Annotated in this window: 16 protein-coding genes; 12 read left to right on the top strand and 4 right to left on the bottom strand. The window is 69.4% G+C overall.

Going from position 1 to position 18,464, the window contains the following annotated elements; translation table 11 throughout:
- Window positions 1-18: 18 nt before the first annotated feature.
- The 7 genes from ACW9UL_RS02020 to betA all read left to right on the top strand — a co-directional run bounded on the left by ACW9UL_RS02020 (window position 19) and on the right by betA (window position 6,991).
- The gene (locus tag ACW9UL_RS02020; RefSeq protein ID WP_457788687.1) at window positions 19-963 is read left to right on the top strand and encodes a choline ABC transporter substrate-binding protein; all 945 of its coding nucleotides are present in this window, start codon (window positions 19-21) and stop codon (window positions 961-963) included.
- Window positions 964-1,170: 207 nt separating this feature from the next.
- Complete coding sequence (locus tag ACW9UL_RS02015) at window positions 1,171-2,022, top strand: glycine betaine ABC transporter substrate-binding protein (RefSeq protein ID WP_021443418.1); 852 nt, start codon at window positions 1,171-1,173, stop codon at window positions 2,020-2,022.
- Window positions 2,023-2,169: 147 nt separating this feature from the next.
- Entirely contained in the window at window positions 2,170-2,361 is a 192-nt protein-coding gene (locus tag ACW9UL_RS02010; RefSeq protein WP_457788686.1) for a hypothetical protein, read from the top strand.
- Between the two features lie 5 nt (window positions 2,362-2,366).
- Window positions 2,367-2,519, top strand: coding sequence for a hypothetical protein (locus tag ACW9UL_RS02005; protein ID WP_457788685.1), 153 nt, complete (start codon window positions 2,367-2,369; stop codon window positions 2,517-2,519).
- Window positions 2,520-2,624: 105 nt separating this feature from the next.
- Window positions 2,625-3,215, top strand: coding sequence for a transcriptional regulator BetI (gene betI, locus ACW9UL_RS02000; protein WP_457788684.1), 591 nt, complete (start codon window positions 2,625-2,627; stop codon window positions 3,213-3,215).
- A gap of 406 nt (window positions 3,216-3,621) precedes the next feature.
- Entirely contained in the window at window positions 3,622-5,094 is a 1,473-nt protein-coding gene (gene betB / locus ACW9UL_RS01995) for a betaine-aldehyde dehydrogenase (protein ID WP_021444416.1), read from the top strand.
- Window positions 5,095-5,293: 199 nt separating this feature from the next.
- A complete protein-coding gene (gene betA, locus ACW9UL_RS01990) occupies window positions 5,294-6,991 on the top strand; it encodes a choline dehydrogenase (protein ID WP_457788683.1) in 1,698 nt (565 codons plus the stop codon).
- A gap of 17 nt (window positions 6,992-7,008) precedes the next feature.
- On the opposite strand, the gene torT is transcribed toward betA, so the two are convergent.
- Window positions 7,009-8,028, bottom strand: a complete 1,020-nt coding sequence (gene torT / locus ACW9UL_RS01985; protein WP_457788682.1) for a TMAO reductase system periplasmic protein TorT — start codon at window positions 8,026-8,028, stop codon at window positions 7,009-7,011.
- A gap of 112 nt (window positions 8,029-8,140) precedes the next feature.
- Here torT and mdtD point away from each other — a divergent pair, with 112 nt between their 5' ends.
- From mdtD to ACW9UL_RS01970, 3 genes are read left to right on the top strand one after another with little or no spacing between them, the layout of a single operon-like run.
- Window positions 8,141-9,562, top strand: a complete 1,422-nt coding sequence (gene mdtD / locus ACW9UL_RS01980; protein WP_122109384.1) for a multidrug transporter subunit MdtD — start codon at window positions 8,141-8,143, stop codon at window positions 9,560-9,562.
- 49 nt (window positions 9,563-9,611) lie between these two features.
- On the top strand, window positions 9,612-10,988 hold the full coding sequence (gene dbpA / locus ACW9UL_RS01975) for an ATP-dependent RNA helicase DbpA (protein ID WP_457788681.1): 1,377 nt from the start codon (window positions 9,612-9,614) through the stop codon (window positions 10,986-10,988).
- Window positions 10,989-11,013: 25 nt separating this feature from the next.
- The gene (locus ACW9UL_RS01970; RefSeq protein WP_457788680.1) at window positions 11,014-12,249 is read left to right on the top strand and encodes a diguanylate cyclase domain-containing protein; all 1,236 of its coding nucleotides are present in this window, start codon (window positions 11,014-11,016) and stop codon (window positions 12,247-12,249) included.
- Between the two features lie 167 nt (window positions 12,250-12,416).
- Here the strand turns inward: ACW9UL_RS01970 and ACW9UL_RS01965 are convergent, their stop codons facing one another.
- Complete coding sequence (locus tag ACW9UL_RS01965) at window positions 12,417-13,148, bottom strand: substrate-binding periplasmic protein (protein ID WP_457788679.1); 732 nt, start codon at window positions 13,146-13,148, stop codon at window positions 12,417-12,419.
- A gap of 207 nt (window positions 13,149-13,355) precedes the next feature.
- Here ACW9UL_RS01965 and ACW9UL_RS01960 point away from each other — a divergent pair, with 207 nt between their 5' ends.
- Complete coding sequence (locus ACW9UL_RS01960) at window positions 13,356-14,540, top strand: BaiN/RdsA family NAD(P)/FAD-dependent oxidoreductase (RefSeq protein ID WP_457788678.1); 1,185 nt, start codon at window positions 13,356-13,358, stop codon at window positions 14,538-14,540.
- Window positions 14,541-14,675: 135 nt separating this feature from the next.
- Entirely contained in the window at window positions 14,676-16,490 is a 1,815-nt protein-coding gene (locus tag ACW9UL_RS01955; RefSeq protein ID WP_457788677.1) for an SLC13 family permease, read from the top strand.
- A gap of 19 nt (window positions 16,491-16,509) precedes the next feature.
- Here the strand turns inward: ACW9UL_RS01955 and ACW9UL_RS01950 are convergent, their stop codons facing one another.
- Both ACW9UL_RS01950 and ald read right to left on the bottom strand, forming a co-directional pair.
- Complete coding sequence (locus ACW9UL_RS01950) at window positions 16,510-17,148, bottom strand: dioxygenase family protein (RefSeq protein WP_457788676.1); 639 nt, start codon at window positions 17,146-17,148, stop codon at window positions 16,510-16,512.
- Window positions 17,149-17,283: 135 nt separating this feature from the next.
- A complete protein-coding gene (gene ald / locus ACW9UL_RS01945; RefSeq protein ID WP_457788675.1) occupies window positions 17,284-18,408 on the bottom strand; it encodes an alanine dehydrogenase in 1,125 nt (374 codons plus the stop codon).
- Window positions 18,409-18,464 lie beyond the last annotated feature (56 nt).

The raw sequence follows: 18,464 nt of genomic DNA, 5'->3' as shown, positions 1-18,464 counted from the left end.
TTCCATAGGGAACCGCAGATGAAAACGATCAAGACCACCGCCGCCATCGGCCTGCTGTCCTGCGTCCTGACGCAGGGCGCCTGGGCCGCCGAGCCGGAAAGCTGCAAGCAGGTGCGTTTCGCCGAAATCGGCTGGGCCGACATCGCCGCCACCACCGGCGTGGCCATGACCCTGGTCGAGGGTCTGGGCTACCAGCCGCGCAAGATCATGGCCTCGGTGCCGATCGCCTTCACCGGGGTGAAGAACGGCCAGGTCGACGTGTTCCTCGGCTACTGGGCGCCGTCGATGGACGCGGTGATCGAGCCCTTCACCAAGGACAACGGGGTCAAGGTGCTGGAGAAACCCAACCTCGAAGGTGCCAAGTACACCCTGGCGGTACCGACCTACGCCGCCGAGGCGGGGCTCAAGAGCTTCCAGGACATCGCCAAGTTCAAGGACCAGCTCGGCGGCAAGATCTACGGCATCGAGCCGGGTAACGACGGCAACCTGCTGATCGACGGCATGATCAAGGGCGACCAGTTCGGTCTCGGCGGCTTCCGCATGGTCGAGTCCAGCGAGGCCGGCATGCTGGTGCAGGTGTCGCGGGCGATCAAGAAGCAGGAGCCGGTGGTCTTCCTCGGCTGGGCGCCGCACCCGATGAACACCCAGTTCGACATCACCTACCTGGCCGGCGGCGACGAGGTGTTCGGCCCAGACTACGGCGCGGCCAAGGTCTACACCGTGGTGCCGCCGGACTACGAGGCACGCTGCGCCAACGTCGGCAAGCTGCTGAACAACCTGCAGTTCAGCGTCGAGATCGAGAGCCAGCTGATGGAGAAGGTGCTGGAGAAGGAAAACCCGCAGACCGTGGCCAAGGAATGGATCAAGGCCAACCCGGCGATCCTCGACCAGTGGCTGAGCGGCGTGACCACCTTCGACGGCCAGGACGGCGCGGCCGCGGTGAAGAAACACGTCGGCCTCTGACGCCACCCCGTATTCGGGCCCGGACGCGCATCCTCCGGGCCTGGAAACCTCCTCATCGATGCACGCGCGGTCGCGGCCAGACCGTGATGGGGAGGGCTTTGCCCGCGAACCGGCGGCCAGCAGCGACGGCCGGCGCGCCAGGCCCGCAATCAGAACGAGCCAGTCAACACCTTTGCAACTGCCACTCAACTGACGGAGCACCAAGATATGCGCGTACTCAAGCAACTCTGCCTCGGCGCCGCCGCCCTGGCGCTCGGCCTGGGCAGCGCCCTCGCCGCCGACAAACCCACCCTGAAGATCGGCTACGTCAACGGCTGGGACGACAGCGTCGCCGCCACCCATGTCGCCGGCGAGATTCTGCAGAGCAAGCTCGGCTACCCGGTGGAACTCAAGCCGGTCGAACCCGCCATCATGTGGCAGGGCGTGGCTCGCGGCGACCTCGACGCCACCCTCTCGGCCTGGCTGCCGGCCACCCACGGCGAGTACTACGCCAAGCTCAAGGACAAGGTGGTGGTGCTCGGCGCCAACTACCAGGGCGCCAAGATCGGCCTGATCGTGCCCGACTACGTCGAGGCCAAGACCATCGCCGACCTGGAGAAGTACGCCAAGGACTTCGACGGCAAGATCACCGGCATCGACGCCGGCGCCGGCGTGATGCGCCGCACCGAAGACGCCATCAAGCAGTACGAACTGACCAGCATCAAGCTGATGCCCAGCTCCGGCCCGGCCATGGCCACCGCCCTGACCCGTGCCGAGAAGGCGGGCAAGCCCATAGTGGTGACCGGCTGGATTCCGCACTGGATGTTCGCCAAGTGGAAACTGCGCTTCCTCGAAGACCCGAAGAAGGTCTACGGCGACGACGAGCACGTCGACACCGTGGTCAACCCGGGCCTGGAGGCCAAGGCCGCCGACGCCACCGCCTTCCTCAAGAAGTTCTCCTGGAGCGGCGAGGAAGTCGGCGCGGTGATGCTGGCCATCCGCGACGGCGCCAAGCCGGAGCAGGCCGCCAAGGACTGGATCGCCGCCAACCCCGAGCGCGTCGCGGGCTGGTTGCAGTAAGGCTCAGACTGGCGTGAACACGAAGCGGGCTCAGGCCCGCTTCGTCGTTGCTGGCGATGCGGCCTCAGGGTGCGTCGCGCGCGCCACGACACCGGCCAGGCGTCGGCGTTATCACCGCGCGCCCCAGGACTGCACCCGGTCTTCACGATGCAGCACCAGCGCCCATTACCACCACGGCCGCCGCGCAACACCTTCGAACGCCGGGTACAGGTCATTGCCGGCAGCCCCGAGGGCTACAAGCTGCTGCTGTTACCTTACCTTCCCGCCTGGCTCGCACCGGCGACCTGGAACCTGTGGGGCAACCTGGCGGCACGCTCCTCATCATCGGCGTCTGCGTAGCGGCCGTGCTGGTGTCCATTCATTGCAACGAGCGCGTGCTGGCCGCGCTGAGTCACGGCCAGGATGGCCGCAGCGTGACGGCCCTGTTCACCCGCCACCTCTTGCTCGGCACCGCGCTGAGCACGGCCCTCTTCCTGGCAAATATCCTGTTCCAATAACCTGCCCAGCAGGGACAGCGGCGCCGTGCCCGGGCCCTGCATTGATTGATCGAACGATCAAAATCCGCCTAGACTCCGGCCCTACTTCCCCCGCTGGAGAGACCGATGCCCAAGGTCGGCATGCAGCCCATCCGTCGTTCGCAACTGATCGCCGCCACCCTGGAGGCCGTCGACCAGGTCGGCATGGCCGATGCCAGCATCGCCTATATCGCCCGCCTGGCCGGGGTGTCCAACGGCATCATCAGTCACTACTTCAACGACAAGAACGGCCTGCTCGAAGCAACCATGCGCCACCTGATGCAGGCGCTCAGCGAGGCGGTGGGCGAACGCCGCCGGGCGCTGCGCGAGGACGGTCCGCGCGCTCACCTGAAGGCAATGATCGACGGCAACTTCGACGACAGCCAGGTCAGCGGCCCGGCGATGAAGACCTGGCTGGCGTTCTGGGCCAGCAGCATGCACCAGCCGGCGCTGCGCCGCCTGCAGCGGGTCAACGACCACCGCCTGTATTCCAACCTGTGCGGCCAGTTCCGCCGCGTGCTGCCGGCCGACGAGGCGCGCGCCGCCGCGCGCGGGCTCGCCGCCCTGATCGACGGCCTGTGGCTGCGCGGCGCGCTGTCCGGCAAAGCCTTCGACACCGAGCAGGCGCGCCGTATCGCCTACGACTACCTCGATCTGCAACTGGGCAAGGCCTCCTAAGCGGTCGCGGGGCCGCCCAAGCCGCGCGCACCGCCTGCAAAACCGGTCGCCGACTCGAATCAGCGCCGCTGCAATGCCGCTAAGGCAGGCGGCTGCATGGTTGATTGAAGGGCCATGTCTCTGTTAGCTGCTAGGCGCTCCAGGGAAGGCTCGGGGCCTTCTAGGGTGGGCCGGGCGGCGATCCGCTTTAGCCCACGCTGACTACCGTTGGTGGGCTAAAGCCCACCCTACGGACCTTTGCACCAACTCCCAACACTTAACGCAGACATAGCCTTTTGAATCCCCCGAGATCGCACGGTACGCATGTCGCGATTAGCTGCGCGCTGTCGTTTTTATTGATTGATCGTTCAATCTAAATAAAATAGGCTGTTTTCTAGCCAATCCATTCGCGCCCAGAGGACAGCCCATGCCCCGCTTCGACCAGCAGCAGCTCTATATCGGTGGCCGTTACGTCGCCGCCAGCAGTGGCCAGACCTTCGACAGCATCAACCCGGCCACCGGCGAGGTGCTCGCCACCCTGCAGCGCGCCAGCCAGGCCGATGTCGAGCGTGCGGTGGCCAGCGCCAAGCAGGGGCAGAAGGTCTGGGCGGCGATGACCGCCATGCAGCGCTCGCGCATCCTGCGCAAGGCGGTGGACATCCTCCGCGCGCGCAACGACGAGCTGGCCGAGCTGGAGACCCTGGACACCGGCAAGCCGCTTTCCGAAACCCGCAACGTCGACATCGTCACCGGCGCCGACGTGCTGGAGTACTACGCCGGGCTGATCCCGGCCATCGAGGGCGAGCAGATCCCGCTGCGCGAATCCTCCTTCGTCTACACCCGCCGCGAGCCGCTGGGCGTGGTCGCCGGCATCGGCGCCTGGAACTACCCGATCCAGATCGCCCTGTGGAAATCCGCGCCGGCCCTGGCCGCCGGCAACGCGATGATCTTCAAGCCCAGCGAAGTCACCTCGCTGACCGCGCTGAAGCTGGCCGAGATCTACACCGAGGCCGGCCTGCCCGACGGCGTGTTCAACGTGCTCACCGGCAGCGGCCGCGAGCTCGGCCAGTGGCTGACCGAGCACCCCGGCATCGAGAAGATTTCCTTCACCGGCGGCACCAGCACCGGCAAGAAGGTGATGGCCAGCGCCTCCAGCTCCACCCTCAAGGAAGTGACCATGGAGCTGGGCGGCAAGTCGCCGCTGATCGTGTTCGAGGACGCCGATCTGGACCGCGCCGCCGACATCGCGGTGATGGCCAACTTCTACAGCTCCGGCCAGGTCTGCACCAACGGCACCCGGGTGTTCGTGCCGCGCATGCTGCAGGCGCGCTTCGAGGCCAAGGTGCTGGAGCGGGTCAAGCGCATCCGCCTGGGCAGCCCGCTGGATGAGGCCACCAACTTCGGCCCGCTGGTCAGCGCGGCGCATATGGACAGCGTGCTCGGCTACATCGAGAAGGGCCGCGCCGAGGGCGCGCGCCTGCTGATCGGCGGCGCGCGCGTCACCGACGGCGACTACGCCAAGGGCGCCTACGTGGCGCCGACCGTGTTCACCGACTGCACGGATGCCATGACCATAGTGCGCGAGGAAATCTTCGGCCCGGTGATGAGCATCCTCATCTACGACAGCGAAGAGGAAGCGATCCGCCGCGCCAACGACACCGACTACGGCCTGGCCGCCGGCGTGGTGACCCGCGACCTCAATCGCGCGCACCGGGTCATCCACCAGCTGGAAGCCGGCATCTGCTGGATCAACACCTGGGGCGAGTCGCCGGCGGAGATGCCGGTGGGCGGCTACAAGCAGTCCGGCGTCGGCCGCGAGAACGGCCTGACCACCCTCGGCCACTACACCCGGATCAAGTCGGTGCAGGTGGAACTGGGCGGCTACGCCTCGGTGTTTTGAATAGCCGCCCCTAGGGTGGGGTAGCGGCGCGCACCTCGAAGCCTGAAGCCCAGAGGCAGCAAACGCCGCGTAACCCACCAGTTCGCCAATCCGATCAACCCGGTGGGTTACGGCGCACCGAAATCGGATGCAGACCAAGCCCGGTCTTGCGCCTAACCCACCCTCGGGGCTACGCAGACCCGTCATACAGGTGACGCCCATGTCGCAAGAATTCGACTACATCATCATCGGCGCCGGCTCGGCCGGTAACGTGCTGGCCACCCGCCTGAGCGAGGACGCAGACGTCAGCGTGCTGCTGCTGGAAGCCGGCGGCCCCGACTACCGCCTCGACTTCCGCACCCAGATGCCCGCCGCCCTGGCCTTCCCGCTGCAGGGCCGGCGCTACAACTGGGCCTACGAGACCGAGCCGGAGCCCTTCATGAACAACCGGCGCATGGAATGCGGGCGCGGCAAGGGCCTGGGCGGCTCCTCGCTGATCAACGGCATGTGCTACATCCGCGGCAACGCCCTGGACTTCGACAACTGGGCCAAGCTGCCCGGCCTGCAAGACTGGACCTACCTGGACTGCCTGCCCTATTTCCGCAAGGCGGAAACCCGCGACATCGGCGCCAACGACTACCACGGCGGCGACGGCCCGGTGTCGGTGACCACGCCGAAGGCCGGCAACAACCCGCTGTTCCACGCCATGGTCGAGGCCGGCGTGCAGGCCGGCTACCCGCGCACCGACGACCTCAACGGCTACCAGCAGGAAGGCTTCGGCCCCATGGACCGCACCGTCACCGCGCAGGGCCGCCGCTCCAGCACCGCCCGCGGCTACCTCGACCAGGCCCGCGGCCGGCCCAACCTGCGCATCGTCACCCACGCCCTGACCGATCGCATCCTGTTCGACGGCAAGCGCGCCAGCGGCGTCGCCTACCTGCACGGCGACGGCGACACGCCGGTGATCGTCCGCGCCCGCCGCGAAGTGCTGCTGTGCTCCGGCGCCATCGCCTCGCCGCAGATCCTGCAGCGCTCCGGGGTCGGCCCCGCCGCCCTGCTGCGCGAACTGGACATCCCCCTGGTGCACGAGCTGCCCGGCGTCGGCCAGAACCTGCAGGACCACCTGGAGATGTACCTGCAGTACGCCTGCAAGGAGCCGGTGTCGATCTACCCGGCGCTGAAGTGGTGGAACCAGCCGGCCATCGGCACCCACTGGCTGCTGCGCGGCAAGGGCCTGGGCGCCAGCAACCAGTTCGAGGCCGGCGGTTTCATTCGCACCCGTCCGGAATTCGCCTGGCCCAACATCCAGTTCCACTTCCTGCCGGTGGCGATCAACTACAACGGCAGCAACGCGGTGAAGGAACACGGCTTCCAGGCCCACGTCGGCTCCATGCGCTCGCCCAGCCGCGGCCGCGTGCAGCTCAAATCCAGGGACCCGCGCCAGCACCCGAGCATCCTGTTCAACTACATGAGCCATGAACAGGACTGGCAGGAGTTCCGCGACGCCATCCGCATCACCCGCGAGATAATGGCCCAGCCGGCGCTGGATGCCTTCCGCGGGCGCGAGATCAGCCCCGGCCCGGACTGCCAGAGCGACGCCGAACTGGACGCCTTTGTCCGCGAACATGCCGAGACCGCCTTCCATCCCTCGTGCTCGTGCAAGATGGGCGAGGACGCCATGGCGGTGGTCGACGGCCAGGGCCGGGTGCACGGCGTGCAGGGCCTGCGGGTGGTGGACGCGTCGATCATGCCGGAGATCATCACCGGCAACCTCAACGCCACCACCATCATGCTCGCCGAGAAGATCGCCGACCGGATTCGCGGCCGCGCGCCGCTGCCGCGCAGCACCGCCAGGTACTTCGTCGCCGGCGACACGCCGGTACGCGGCCAGCCGCAGCGGCCGGTGTCGGCGGCCTGACGGCGCGCCAGCGGCTGCTACTGCGGCAGCTCCTGGCGAATCATCCAGTGGCCCTCGGGCGGCATCAGCCGGCCGATGTCGAAACGCGCCAGGCTCGCGCGGTCGAGCATCTCGATGCGCGGGCCGACCCGCGCCGGCAGCGCCTCGCCCTGCAGGCCGCGCACCGCCAGGTCGAGGGCGATGCGCGCCTGGATCACCGGCGAATCGGTCGGCGCCGCCAGCATCTGCCCCTCGCCGATCTGCTCCAGCACCCGCTCGGTGGCATAGAAGGCCAGCACCTCGGCGCGCACGCCGAGGTTGTGCACCAGCTGCGCGGCGAACGCCGCCGCCTCGGCGTTGCCGATCAGGTAATCGAGGTCGGGGTTGGCCTTGAGCAGCGCCCGTACCAGCTGCGCCTGGCTGCTGCGGTCCACCGGGCCGTAACCGCCGTGCACCAGGGTCGCCGCGCTGCCGACCAGGGCGGCCTGCAGGCCGCGCTCGGCATCCTGCACCCAGCCGGCGTCGGCCGGGCCCGGTAACCAGCCGATGCGCAGCGGCCGGCCGCCGCCGTGCTGCACCGCGTAGGCCAGGGTGGCCGCGGCCATGTCGGCGAAATCCACCCGCGAGCGCGCGCTGAGGTCGGTGCAGTCGAGGCGATTGACCAGGTCGATCACCGGCCGCCCGGCGGCGCGCTGCTCGGCCACCGCCGGGCACAGGTCGAGGGTATTGATGCTGGCCAGCAGGAAGGCCTCGGCGCCCAGCGCCACGCAATGCTCGAACTGCTCCAGCTGCACCGGCCCGTGCTCGTAGCCACCGGCCTCGTAGATGCCCAGCTGCACGCCGAGACGCCGCGCCTCCTGGTCCAGGCCCCAGGCCACACCCCACCAGTAGCGATCCTTGCCGTGCGGCAACAGGGCGCAGATGCGCCACGGCCGCTCGGCTTTCGCCAGCGCCCGGTACTCGCGCGCCTGGCCGTCGACCTGTACCGGATAGGGAAACCAGGGCGCCGCCAGCAGGGCGGGAACGACCAGAGCGAGCCATAACAGAACCCAGCGCATGCCGCCGTCCTTACCCCGAGCCGGGGAGCCTTGTTTAGCGACAAGCCTAGCAGCGCCCTGGCCGGATGCGCCGCCAGGCTCTACAGTGCCGGCTGCCACCTGCGAGGAGCCCATGACCGACCCCGCCCCGCTCGACCCACGCACCGCCCGCCTGTTGCCCTGGATAGTCGCCATCGCCTTCTTCATGCAGACGCTGGACGGCACCATCCTCAACACCGCGCTGCCGGCCATGGCCGCCGACCTGGCCGAAGACCCGCTGCGCATGCAGTCGGTGGTGATCGCCTACATGCTCACCGTGGCCCTGCTGATCCCCGCCTCGGGCTGGATCGCCGACCGCTTCGGCACGCGGCGCATCTTCTTCGGCGCCATCGCCCTGTTCAGCCTCGGTTCGCTGCTGTGCGCCCTGTCCACCTCCCTGCCCATGCTGGTCGGCGCACGCATCGTGCAGGGCCTCGGCGGCGCGCTGATGATGCCGGTCGGGCGCCTGGTGGTGCTGCGCGCCTACCCGCGCTCGGAGCTGGTGCGGATCATGAGCTTCGTCACCCTGCCCGGCCTGCTCGGCCCGCTGCTCGGCCCGAGCCTGGGCGGCTGGCTGGTGGAGGTGGCCAGCTGGCACTGGATCTTCCTGATCAACCTGCCGGTCGGCCTGCTCGGCTGCTGGGCGGCGCTGCGGCATATGCCGGACCTGCGCGGGCCGAGCCGCAGCCGCTTCGACACCCCGGGCTTTGTGCTGTTCGGCGCCGCCATGCTGCTGATCACCGTGGCCCTGGAAGGCCTGGGCGAGCTGCACCTGCCGACCATGCGGGTGATGCTCCTGCTGCTCGGCGGCCTGGCCTGCCTGGCCGCCTACTGGCTGCGCGCCGGGCGCATCGAGCAGCCGCTGTTCGCCCCCAGCCTGTTTCGTACCCGCGGCTTCGCCGTGGGCATCATCGGCAACCTGTTCGCCCGCCTCGGCAGCGGCGCCCTGCCCTTTCTCACCCCGCTGCTGCTGCAACTGGCGATGGGCTACTCGCCGGCGCAGGCCGGCATGAGCCTGATCCCCCTGGCCCTGGCGGCGATGGCGGTCAAACCCCTGGCCAAGCCGCTGATCGAGCGCCTCGGCTACCGCCGCATCCTCACCGGCAACACCCTGCTGCTCGGCGTGCTGATCGCCAGCCTGGCCCTGGTCGATGCGGACACCCCGCTGCTGCAGCTGATCGTCCAGCTGGGCCTGATCGGCGCGGTCAACTCGCTGCAGTTCACCGCGATGAACACCGTCACCCTGATCGACCTGGACAACCGCGACGCCAGCAGCGGCAACAGCCTGCTGTCGGTGGTGGTGCAGCTGGCCATGGGCCTGGGGGTGGCGGCTTCGGCGGCGCTGCTGGGCGGCTTCAGCCGCGAATTCGGCGGCGAGGGCCAGCTGCTGCAGGCGTTCCAGGCCACCTACCTGTGCGTCGGCCTGCTGTCGATGCTGGCCGCGGCGATCTTCCTCCAGCTCGACCCGGCCGACGGCCGCCGCGCGCGGCGCCTCGAGGTGTCAGCGGAAGACTAGGCCGGCCTGCTACACTGCCGGCCTGTTTCGCCAGCCCCGAGCCCTTGCCGTGACCGCCACCGCCTTCGCCAGCCTGCCCCTGTCCGCCGCCATGCAGGCCAACCTCGCCGCCATCGGCTATGCCGAGATGACGCCGATCCAGGCCGCCAGCCTGCCGCTGATCCTCAAGGGCCGCGACCTGATCGCCCAGGCCAAGACCGGCAGCGGCAAGACCGCGGCCTTCGCCCTCGGCCTGCTGCACCCACTCAACCCGCGCTACTTCGGCTGCCAGGCGCTGGTGCTGTGCCCCACGCGCGAGCTGGCCGACCAGGTGGCCAAGGAAATCCGCCGCCTGGCCCGCGCCGCCGACAACGTCAAGGTGCTGACCCTCTGTGGCGGCGTGCCCTTCGGCCCGCAGATCGGCTCGCTGGAGCACGGCGCCCACGTCATAGTCGGCACCCCGGGCCGGGTGCAGGAGCACCTGCGCAAGGGCACGCTGAAGGTCGACGGCCTCAATACCCTGGTGCTCGACGAGGCCGACCGCATGCTCGACATGGGCTTTATCGACAGCATCGCCGAGATCATCGAGCAGACCCCGGCGCGGCGGCAGACCCTGCTGTTCTCCGCCACCTACCCGGCCGGCATCGAGCAGCTCGCCGCGCGCTTTCTGCGCAGCCCCGAGCGGGTCGAAGTCGAGGCCCAGCACGACGACGGGCAGATCGAGCAGCGCTTCTACGAGATCGCCCCGGGCCAGCGCCTGGAAGCGGTCAGCACCCTGTTGCGGCATTTTCGCAAGCAGCCGGCGGTGGCCTTCTGCGCCACCCGCCAGCAATGCGACGAGCTGGCCGCGCAGCTGGAGGCGGAAAAGATCTCCGCCGCCGCCCTGCACGGTGATCTGGAGCAACGCGAGCGCGACCAGATCCTGGCACTGTTCGCCAATCGCAGCCTGAGCGTGCTGGTGGCCACCGATGTGGCCGCCCGCGGCCTGGACATCGCCGGCCTGGAGCTGGTGATCAACGTCGAGCTGAGCCGCGATGCCGAGGTGCATATCCACCGCATCGGCCGCAGCGGCCGCGCCGGCGAGAAGGGCCTGGCGCTGAGCCTGGTGGCCCCGGCCGAAGCCGGCCGCGCCCAGGCCATCGAGGCGCTGCAGGGCAAGGCGCTGGCCTGGTACCCGCTGCCCGCGGCCAAGGCCGGCGGCGAGCCGCTGCTGCCGCCGATGCACACGCTGTGCATCGGCGCCGGGCGCAAGGACAAACTGCGCCCCGGCGACATCCTCGGCGCGCTGACCGGCGATGCCGGGCTGCCCGGCAGCCAGGTCGGCAAGATCGCCCTGTTCGACTACCAGGCCTTCGTCGCGGTCGAGCGCGACGCGGCCAGACAGGCCCTCAAACGCCTCACCGAAGGCAAGATCAAGGGCCGCACGCTACGCGTACGCCTGCTCTAGCAGGCCCGCCAGGAGAGGAATAGGGATGCGCAATATCCTGGTCATCGAAGACAGTCCGCTGGTGCTGAAGATTCTCGAGCACCTGTTCCGCCAGGAGCCGACGCTGCAGCCGGTGTTCTGCGCCTCGCTGGCCGAGGCCGAGGTGATGCTGGAGACCTCCGCCGGGCTGTTCTTCGCCGCCATCGTCGACCTGCACCTGCCGGATGCGCCCAACGGCGAGAGCGTCGATCTGGTGATGCGCTACCGCCTGCCGTGCATCGTGCTCAGCGGCAGCTACAACGAGCAGCGCCGCGACGAGCTGCTGATGAAGGGCGTGGTCGACTACGTGCTCAAGGAGAGCCAGCACTCCTACGAGTACGCCTTCCGCCTGCTGCACCGCCTGGAGCACAACGCGAAGATCAAGATCCTCATCGCCGAGGACTCCGAGGCCACCCGCCACTACATCCGCCACGTGCTGACCCCGCACCGCTACCAGATCCTCGAGGCCCGCGACGGCGAGGAGACCCTGCGCCTGCTCGCCGAGCAGCCGGACATCGACCTGCTGGTGCTGGACCACGCCATGCCCGGCATCAGCGGCTTCGAGCTGGTCAAGCTGCTGCGGCAGAAGATGAAACGCCATGAGCTGATCATCATCGGCCTGTCCGCCGACGCCAAGGGCTCGCTCAGCGCGCTGTTCATCAAGCACGGCGCCGACGACTTCCTGCGCAAGCCGTTCTGCCCCGAGGAACTCAACTGCCGGGTGATGTCCACCCTGGAGCGCCGCGACCTGCTGCGCGCGCTGAAGCAGGCGGCGCAGTTCGACGCCCTGACCGGGCTGAACAACCGCCGCGCCTTCTATGAGCAGGGCCTGCAGCTATTGCAGCAGGCGCGCCGCGACGGCCACGAACTGAGCGTGGCGATGCTCGACCTCGACCACTTCAAGCAGATCAACGACGGTTTCGGCCATGCCAGCGGCGACAGCGCCCTGGTGGTGTTCGCCCGCGCCCTGGCCGGCGCCTTCCCCGACGCCCTGCTCGGTCGCCTCGGCGGCGAGGAGTTCGCCCTGGTCAGCGCGCAGCAGGCCGACGACCTGGCGCAGGCCCTCGACCGCCTGCGCCGGCAGTGCGCCGGTCTGCACTACGCCGCCGGCGCGCCGCCGCTGTCGTTCAGCGCCGGCCTCTACCGCGGCACGCCGGACGACCTGGAAAGCCTGCTGCACGAGGCCGACATGCGCCTGTACCGGGCCAAGCAACAGGGCCGTGCGCGCACGGTGCTGGCCTAGCCGCGCTATGTGCACCGCGTAGGAGCCCGCTGGCGGACGATCCAAACCATCGTCGAGCGCGGCCCCCGCGGCATGCGCCGTTCAGCGTGCCAGTCCCGCCCGAGGCATCCGGCACTGACGCAGCGGATCTGTTTGGCAGCGATCAGCGCCGCGGCGCCTGGCAGGCCTCAGAGGCCATGACGGCGAAAGGTGGCGGCGTAGCTGCCGTCGTCGCGCATGGCCTGGATCGTCCGGTCGAAGCGCGTGGCGATCTCGCGGTGTTCGGGGTGGCTGCGGCGCACCAGGATATGCAGGCCGTTCTCGCTCAACGGCAGCGGCAGAAACTCCAGCTCGTCGCGCATGGCGCGCAGCTCGCGACCGAGGTGATAGCGCGCCACCAGCTCGTCCTCCAGGGTCAGTTGCACGCGCCCGGCGTGCAGCATGCGCGCGGCGATGGCAAAACCGCCGACCTCCACCTTGCGCAGCCTGTCGTCGCCGTCGAACTCGGCGGAATAGGCATAGCCGCGCACCACGGCGATGCTGTGCGGATACAGATCGGCCAGCCTGTCGAAGCGGATGGCGGCGCCCTTGCGTTGCAGCAGGCGAATGCGGTTGACCAGATAGGGCTGCGAGAAATGGCCGAACTCGGCCCGCTCGGCGCTGTACCAGGCGTTGATCAACACATCGTAGTCGCCGCGCTTGAGCCCCAGCACCGCCCGCTGCCAGGGCACCTCGACGTAGCTGGTGCGGTAGCCGGCGCGCTGCAGCGCCTGCTCCACCAGCTCGCTGGCCAGGCCGTTGCCGGGCAGGCGGCGGTCGTTGAACGGCGGCCAGGGGTCCGCCACCAGGCGCAACGATTCGCCCGCCGCCAGAGCCGGCGACAGCAGCAAGAGCAACAGCCAGGCGCGCACTGCGGGCATCGGCGGCGATCCGTGGGGAATGATCAATGCTAGTGATAGCAGGCGCGAAAGCCCTCGTCACTGTCTCATTTTTGATACAGGTGCTGGCCAGGGCGGCCGTCCATCCGCCCTGCCGCGCCAGGATCGGCGGGCCAGAGCGGCTTCGGGTAAGATGCGCGGGTTTTCGCGCAGCCTCCGTCTGTGCGCTCGAATCGCTGGGGAACTCTCGTGTTGCACACTGAGGTAGTGATAGTCGGTGCCGGCGCCGCCGGCCTGATGTGCGCCGCCAACGCCGCCGCGCGCGGCCGCCGCGTGCTGGTGCTGGACCATGCCAACAAGGCCGGCAAGAAGATCCTCATGTCCGGCGGCGGGCGCTGCAATTTCACCAACCTGTACTGCGAGCCGGGCAACTTCCTCTCGGAAAATCCGCACTTCTGCAAGTCCGCCCTGGCGCGCTACAGCCAGTGGGACTTCATCGGCCTGGTGGCCAAGCACGGCGTGCCCTATCACGAGAAGAAGCTCGGCCAGCTGTTCTGCGACCACAAGGCCAATGCCATCCTCGATCTGCTGCTGGCCGAGTGCGCCGAGGCCGGCGCCGAGATCCGCCTGAACACCGCGGTGCAGAGCATCGCCAAGACCGACGGCGGCTTCCTGCTGCACAGCGACCTCGGCGCGATCGCCTGCCAGTCGCTGGTGATCGCCAGCGGCGGGCTGTCCATCCCCACCCTCGGCGCCACGGGTTTCGGCTACCAGGTGGCCCGCCAGTTCGGCCATCAGGTGCTGCCGACCCGCGCCGGCCTGGTGCCCTTCACCATTACCGACCCGCAGCTCAAGACGCTGTGCTCGGAGCTGTCCGGCACTTCGGTGGAGGACTGCCTGGTGAGCTGCAACGGGCAGAGCTTCAAGGAGAACATCCTGTTCACCCACCGCGGCCTGTCCGGCCCGGCGATCCTGCAGATTTCCTCCTACTGGCAGCCGGGCGACACCCTGCACATCGACCTGCTGCCGCATATCGACCTGCCCGAGTGGCTGGCGACCCAGCAGCGCGAACGCGGCGCCAGCGAGCTGAAGACCCTGCTGGCCGAGCTGTTCACCAAGAAGATGGCGACCCTGCTGGTCGACAGCTGGTTCGCCAACAAGCCGCTGAAGCAGTACAGCCCGGGCGAGCTGAAGGCGATTGCCGAGCGTCTGTCCGACTGGCAGCTGGTGCCGGCCGGCACCGAGGGCTACCGCACCGCCGAGGTCACCCTGGGTGGCGTCGACACCCGCGAGGTGTCGTCCAAGACCCTGGAATCGCTCAAGGTGCCGGGGCTGTACTTCATCGGCGAGGTGCTCGACGTCACCGGCCACCTCGGCGGCTTCAACTTCCAGTGGGCCTGGGCCTCGGGCTACGCCGCCGCGCAGTACGTCTGAGGCTTCCGCCAACGCGGCTTGCCGCCCTAGGGTGCGCCCTGCGCACCAATGCCCCAACGAGCGGGGAACCGCCGCGGCGGCACGGACTCTGCTACAACAAGCACCTGCGCCCCTCGCACAAGGACAGTCCGCCCCATGACCCTCGACCAAGGCCTGATCTTCGCCATTCTCGTCGCCAGCATGGGGCTGTTCATCTGGGGCCGCTGGCGGCATGACGTGGTCGCCCTCGGCGCCCTGCTGGCCTGCGTGATCGCCGGTCTGGTGCCGGAGCGCGAGGCCTTCGTCGGTTTCGGCCACCCGGCGGTGATCACCGTGGCCTGCGTGCTGGTGCTCAGCTACGGCCTGCAGAGCAGCGGCGCGGTCAACCGCCTGGCCCAGCGCCTGCTGCCCGGCAACGCCGGGGTGCTGGCGTCGATCGCCGCACTGACCGGGCTCGGCGCCCTGCTCTCGGCCTTCATGAACAACGTCGGCGCCCTCGCCCTGCTGATGCCCATCGCCCTGCAGATCGCCGCGCGCCTGGAGCTGCCGCCCGGCCGGGTGCTGATGCCGCTGGCCTTCGGCACCATTCTCGGCGGCATGACCACGCTGATCGGCACGCCGCCCAACCTGATCGTCTCCAGCTTCCGCGCGCAGCACGGCGCCGGCCCCTTCGCCATGTTCGACTTCAGCCCGGTGGGCGTGGCGGTGGCGCTGGCCGGCGTGCTGTTCATCACCCTGCTCGGCTGGCGCCTGGTGCCCAGGCGCGAAGTGGGCAACGCCGCCAGTTTCGACACCGGCCGCTACCTCACCGAGGCGCGCGTCAAGGACGGCGGCAAGGCCCAGGGCAAGACCCTGCGCGAGATCGAGCAACTGCTCGACGAGGCCGACGCCCAGGTGGTGGCCATGGTGCGCAACAAGCTGCGCCTGAGCGCGCCCAACCCGCGCCGCGTGCTGCAGGCCGACGACGTGCTGGTGATCGAGGCCGAGCCCGAGGAACTGGGCGAGGTGCTGGGCCAGCTGGACCTGCTGCTGGAAGCCGAGCGCGAGGCCAAGGAGGCCGAGCAGCAGCGCCAGGAGGATGGCGCCGAGCCGGAGAAGAAGGAGGGCAACGGCGAGGAGCGCGCGCTGCAGGAACTGCTGGTCAAGCCCGATTCGCAACTGATCGGCCGTTCCGCCAGCAGCACCCGCCTGCGCAGCCGCTACGGCATCAACCTGCTGGCCATCTCGCGGCAGAGCCACCGCTCGATCAAGCGCCTGCGCTCGACCCTGATCCAGAGCGGCGACGTGCTGCTGATGCAGGGCGGCGCCGAGGACATCGGCGAATTCGCCAACGACTACGGCTGCGTGCCGCTGGCCGCGCGCGCCATCAACATTCCCGACCCGCGCCAGGCCAACCTGGCCCTGGGGGTGATGCTGCTGGCCATCGCCGCGGCCGCCTTCGGCCTGCTCTCGGCGGCGGTGGCCTTCGCCGCCGGGGTGCTGGCCTACATGCTGCTGCGCCTGATCCCGCTGCGCGCGGTATACGAGGCCGTCGACTGGCCGGTGATCGTGCTGCTCGGCGCGCTGATCCCGGTGGCCGGGGCCATGTCGGAAACTGGCGCCGCCGACCTGCTGGCGCGCCTGCTGATGGAGCACCTGGCGCAGGGCAACGCCATCGTCACCCTGACCCTACTGCTGGTGGTGACCATGACCCTGTCGGATTTCATGAACAACGCGGCCACCGCCGCGGTGATGTGCCCCATCGCCCTCAGCGCCGCCAGCCAGCTCGGCGTCAGCCCGGATTCGCTGCTGATGGCGGTGGCGATCGGCGCCTCCTGCTCCTTCCTCACCCCCATCGGCCACCAGAACAACACCCTGATCCTCAGCCCCGGCGGCTTCCGTTTCGGCGACTACTGGCGCCTCGGCCTGCCCCTGGAGATTCTCGTGGTGCTGGTCAGCGTGCCGCTGCTGTTGTGGGTCTGGCCGCTGTAGGCGCTTGTGCAAAGGGCGATCATGAAGCCGGGGTAACGCCCAGCACCACGTCGAAGCGCGCCACCTGCTCGTCGACCCGCCCGGTCACCGGCACGAAGGGCACGATCAGCAGCTCGCGCAGCTGCGGGTCGCGGATCGCGTTGAGCAGGCCGTCGCGCGCGTTCCGCGGCTCGCCGCGGATATAGCACTGGGTGGCGAAGCGCGGCAGCCCCGGCAGGGTCACCGCCAGGTGGATATGCGGGGTGCGCCCGGGATAGGCCACCGGGCGAATGGTGCGAAAGCGATAGCGGCCGTCGGCGCCGGTGGTGAAGCGGCCGTAGCCCTGGAAGCCGGGGTCGCGGCGCTGGCGGTCGCCGCCGCGACTGTGCAGGTAGATGCCGTTGGCATCGACCTGCCAGATTTCCACCAGCGCGCCCGCCAGCGGCTGGCCGCGGCCATCGAGGATCAGCCCGTGCAGCTGCACGCGGGTGCCGCGCGCTGGCCCGGCCTGGCCCTCGACCTGCACCAGGTCGTTGTCGCGATCCAGCGGCAGCTGGTCGGGGTAGAAGGGCCCGAGGGTCTGCGCCGGTGTCAGCAGACGCTCGGCCAGCACCAGCGCCGGGCTGGCCAGCAGGGCGCCGCCGGCGGCGGCGAACAGCAGATGGCGACGGCTGGACATGGTTTTTTCCTCTGCGCAGGGTTCGTGTTCGACGCCACTGTCATATCCGCCGCCCGCGACGCCGCCCATCCAATGCGACGGCAGGTCTATGCCGGGGCGGCCTGGTGCGCACGGCCTAGGCGGCTCCGCGACACCCTACGGCAGATGCTCCAGCACCCCGGCCGCCGACTGGAACGGCAGGCCGTGGGCCTCGGCGACGCTGCCGCAGGTGATCACACCCTTGGCCACGTTGAGCCCCTTGAGCAGGTGCGGGTCTTCCTCCAGGGCGCGCCGCGTGCCCTTCTCGGCGAGGGCGACGACGAACGGCAGGGTGGCGTTGTTCAGCGCCAGGGTCGAGGTGCGCGCCACCGCGCCGGGCATGTTGGCCACGCAGTAGTGCACCACCTCGTCGACCACATAGGTGGGCTCGGCGTGGGTGGTGGCGCGCGAGGTCTCGGCGCAGCCGCCCTGGTCGATGGCCACGTCCACCAGCACCGCGCCGGGGCGCATGTGCCGCACCATCTCGGCGCTGATCAGCTTGGGCGCGGCGGCCCCGGGGATCAGCACGCCGCCGATCACCAGGTCGGCGGCCAGCACCTGCTCGCGTAGCGCGGCGCGGGTCGAGTAGAGCGTGGTAATGCGGTTGCCGTACAGCGCATCGAGCCGGCGCAGGGCGTCGACGCTCTTGTCCAGCACCGTGACGTCGGCGCCCAGGCCCACCGCCATGGCCAGCGCATGACTGCCGACCACGCCGCCGCCGAGTATCACCACCTTGCCCGGGGCCACTCCGGGCACCCCGCCGAGCAGCACGCCGCGGCCGCCGCGGGCCTTCTCCAGGCAACTGGCGCCGGCCTGGATCGACATGCGCCCGGCCACCTCGGACATCGGCGCCAGCAGCGGCAGGCGCCCCTGGCCGTCGGTCACCGTCTCGTAGGCGATGCAGGTGGCGCCGCCGGCCATCAGCTCGTCGGTCTGCGGCCGGTCCGGGGCCAGGTGCAGGTAGGTGAACAGGGTGTGGTGCGGGCGCAGCTTGGCCCGCTCCACCGCCAGCGGCTCCTTGACCTTGACGATCAGCCGCGCCTCCTGGAACACCTCGCCGGCGCCCTGGGCGATCTGCGCGCCGGCCTGGCGGTAGTCGTCATCGGAGAAGCCGATGGCGGCACCGGCCTGGGTCTCGACCCAGACCTCGTGGCCCAGCGCGGCGAGCTCGGCCACCGATTGCGGGGTGAGGCCGACGCGGTACTCGTGGTTCTTGATTTCCTTGGGCACACCGATGCGCATAGCGACCTCCGCTGGAAGGACCCGTTGCCTTCTCGAAGTCTAGAAAAGACCTGGCA

Source organism: Pseudomonas sp. PL-6 (genome assembly GCF_054110165.1).
Note: the sequence above shows the minus strand (reverse complement) of the source record. Positions and strands in the feature narration are given on the sequence as shown.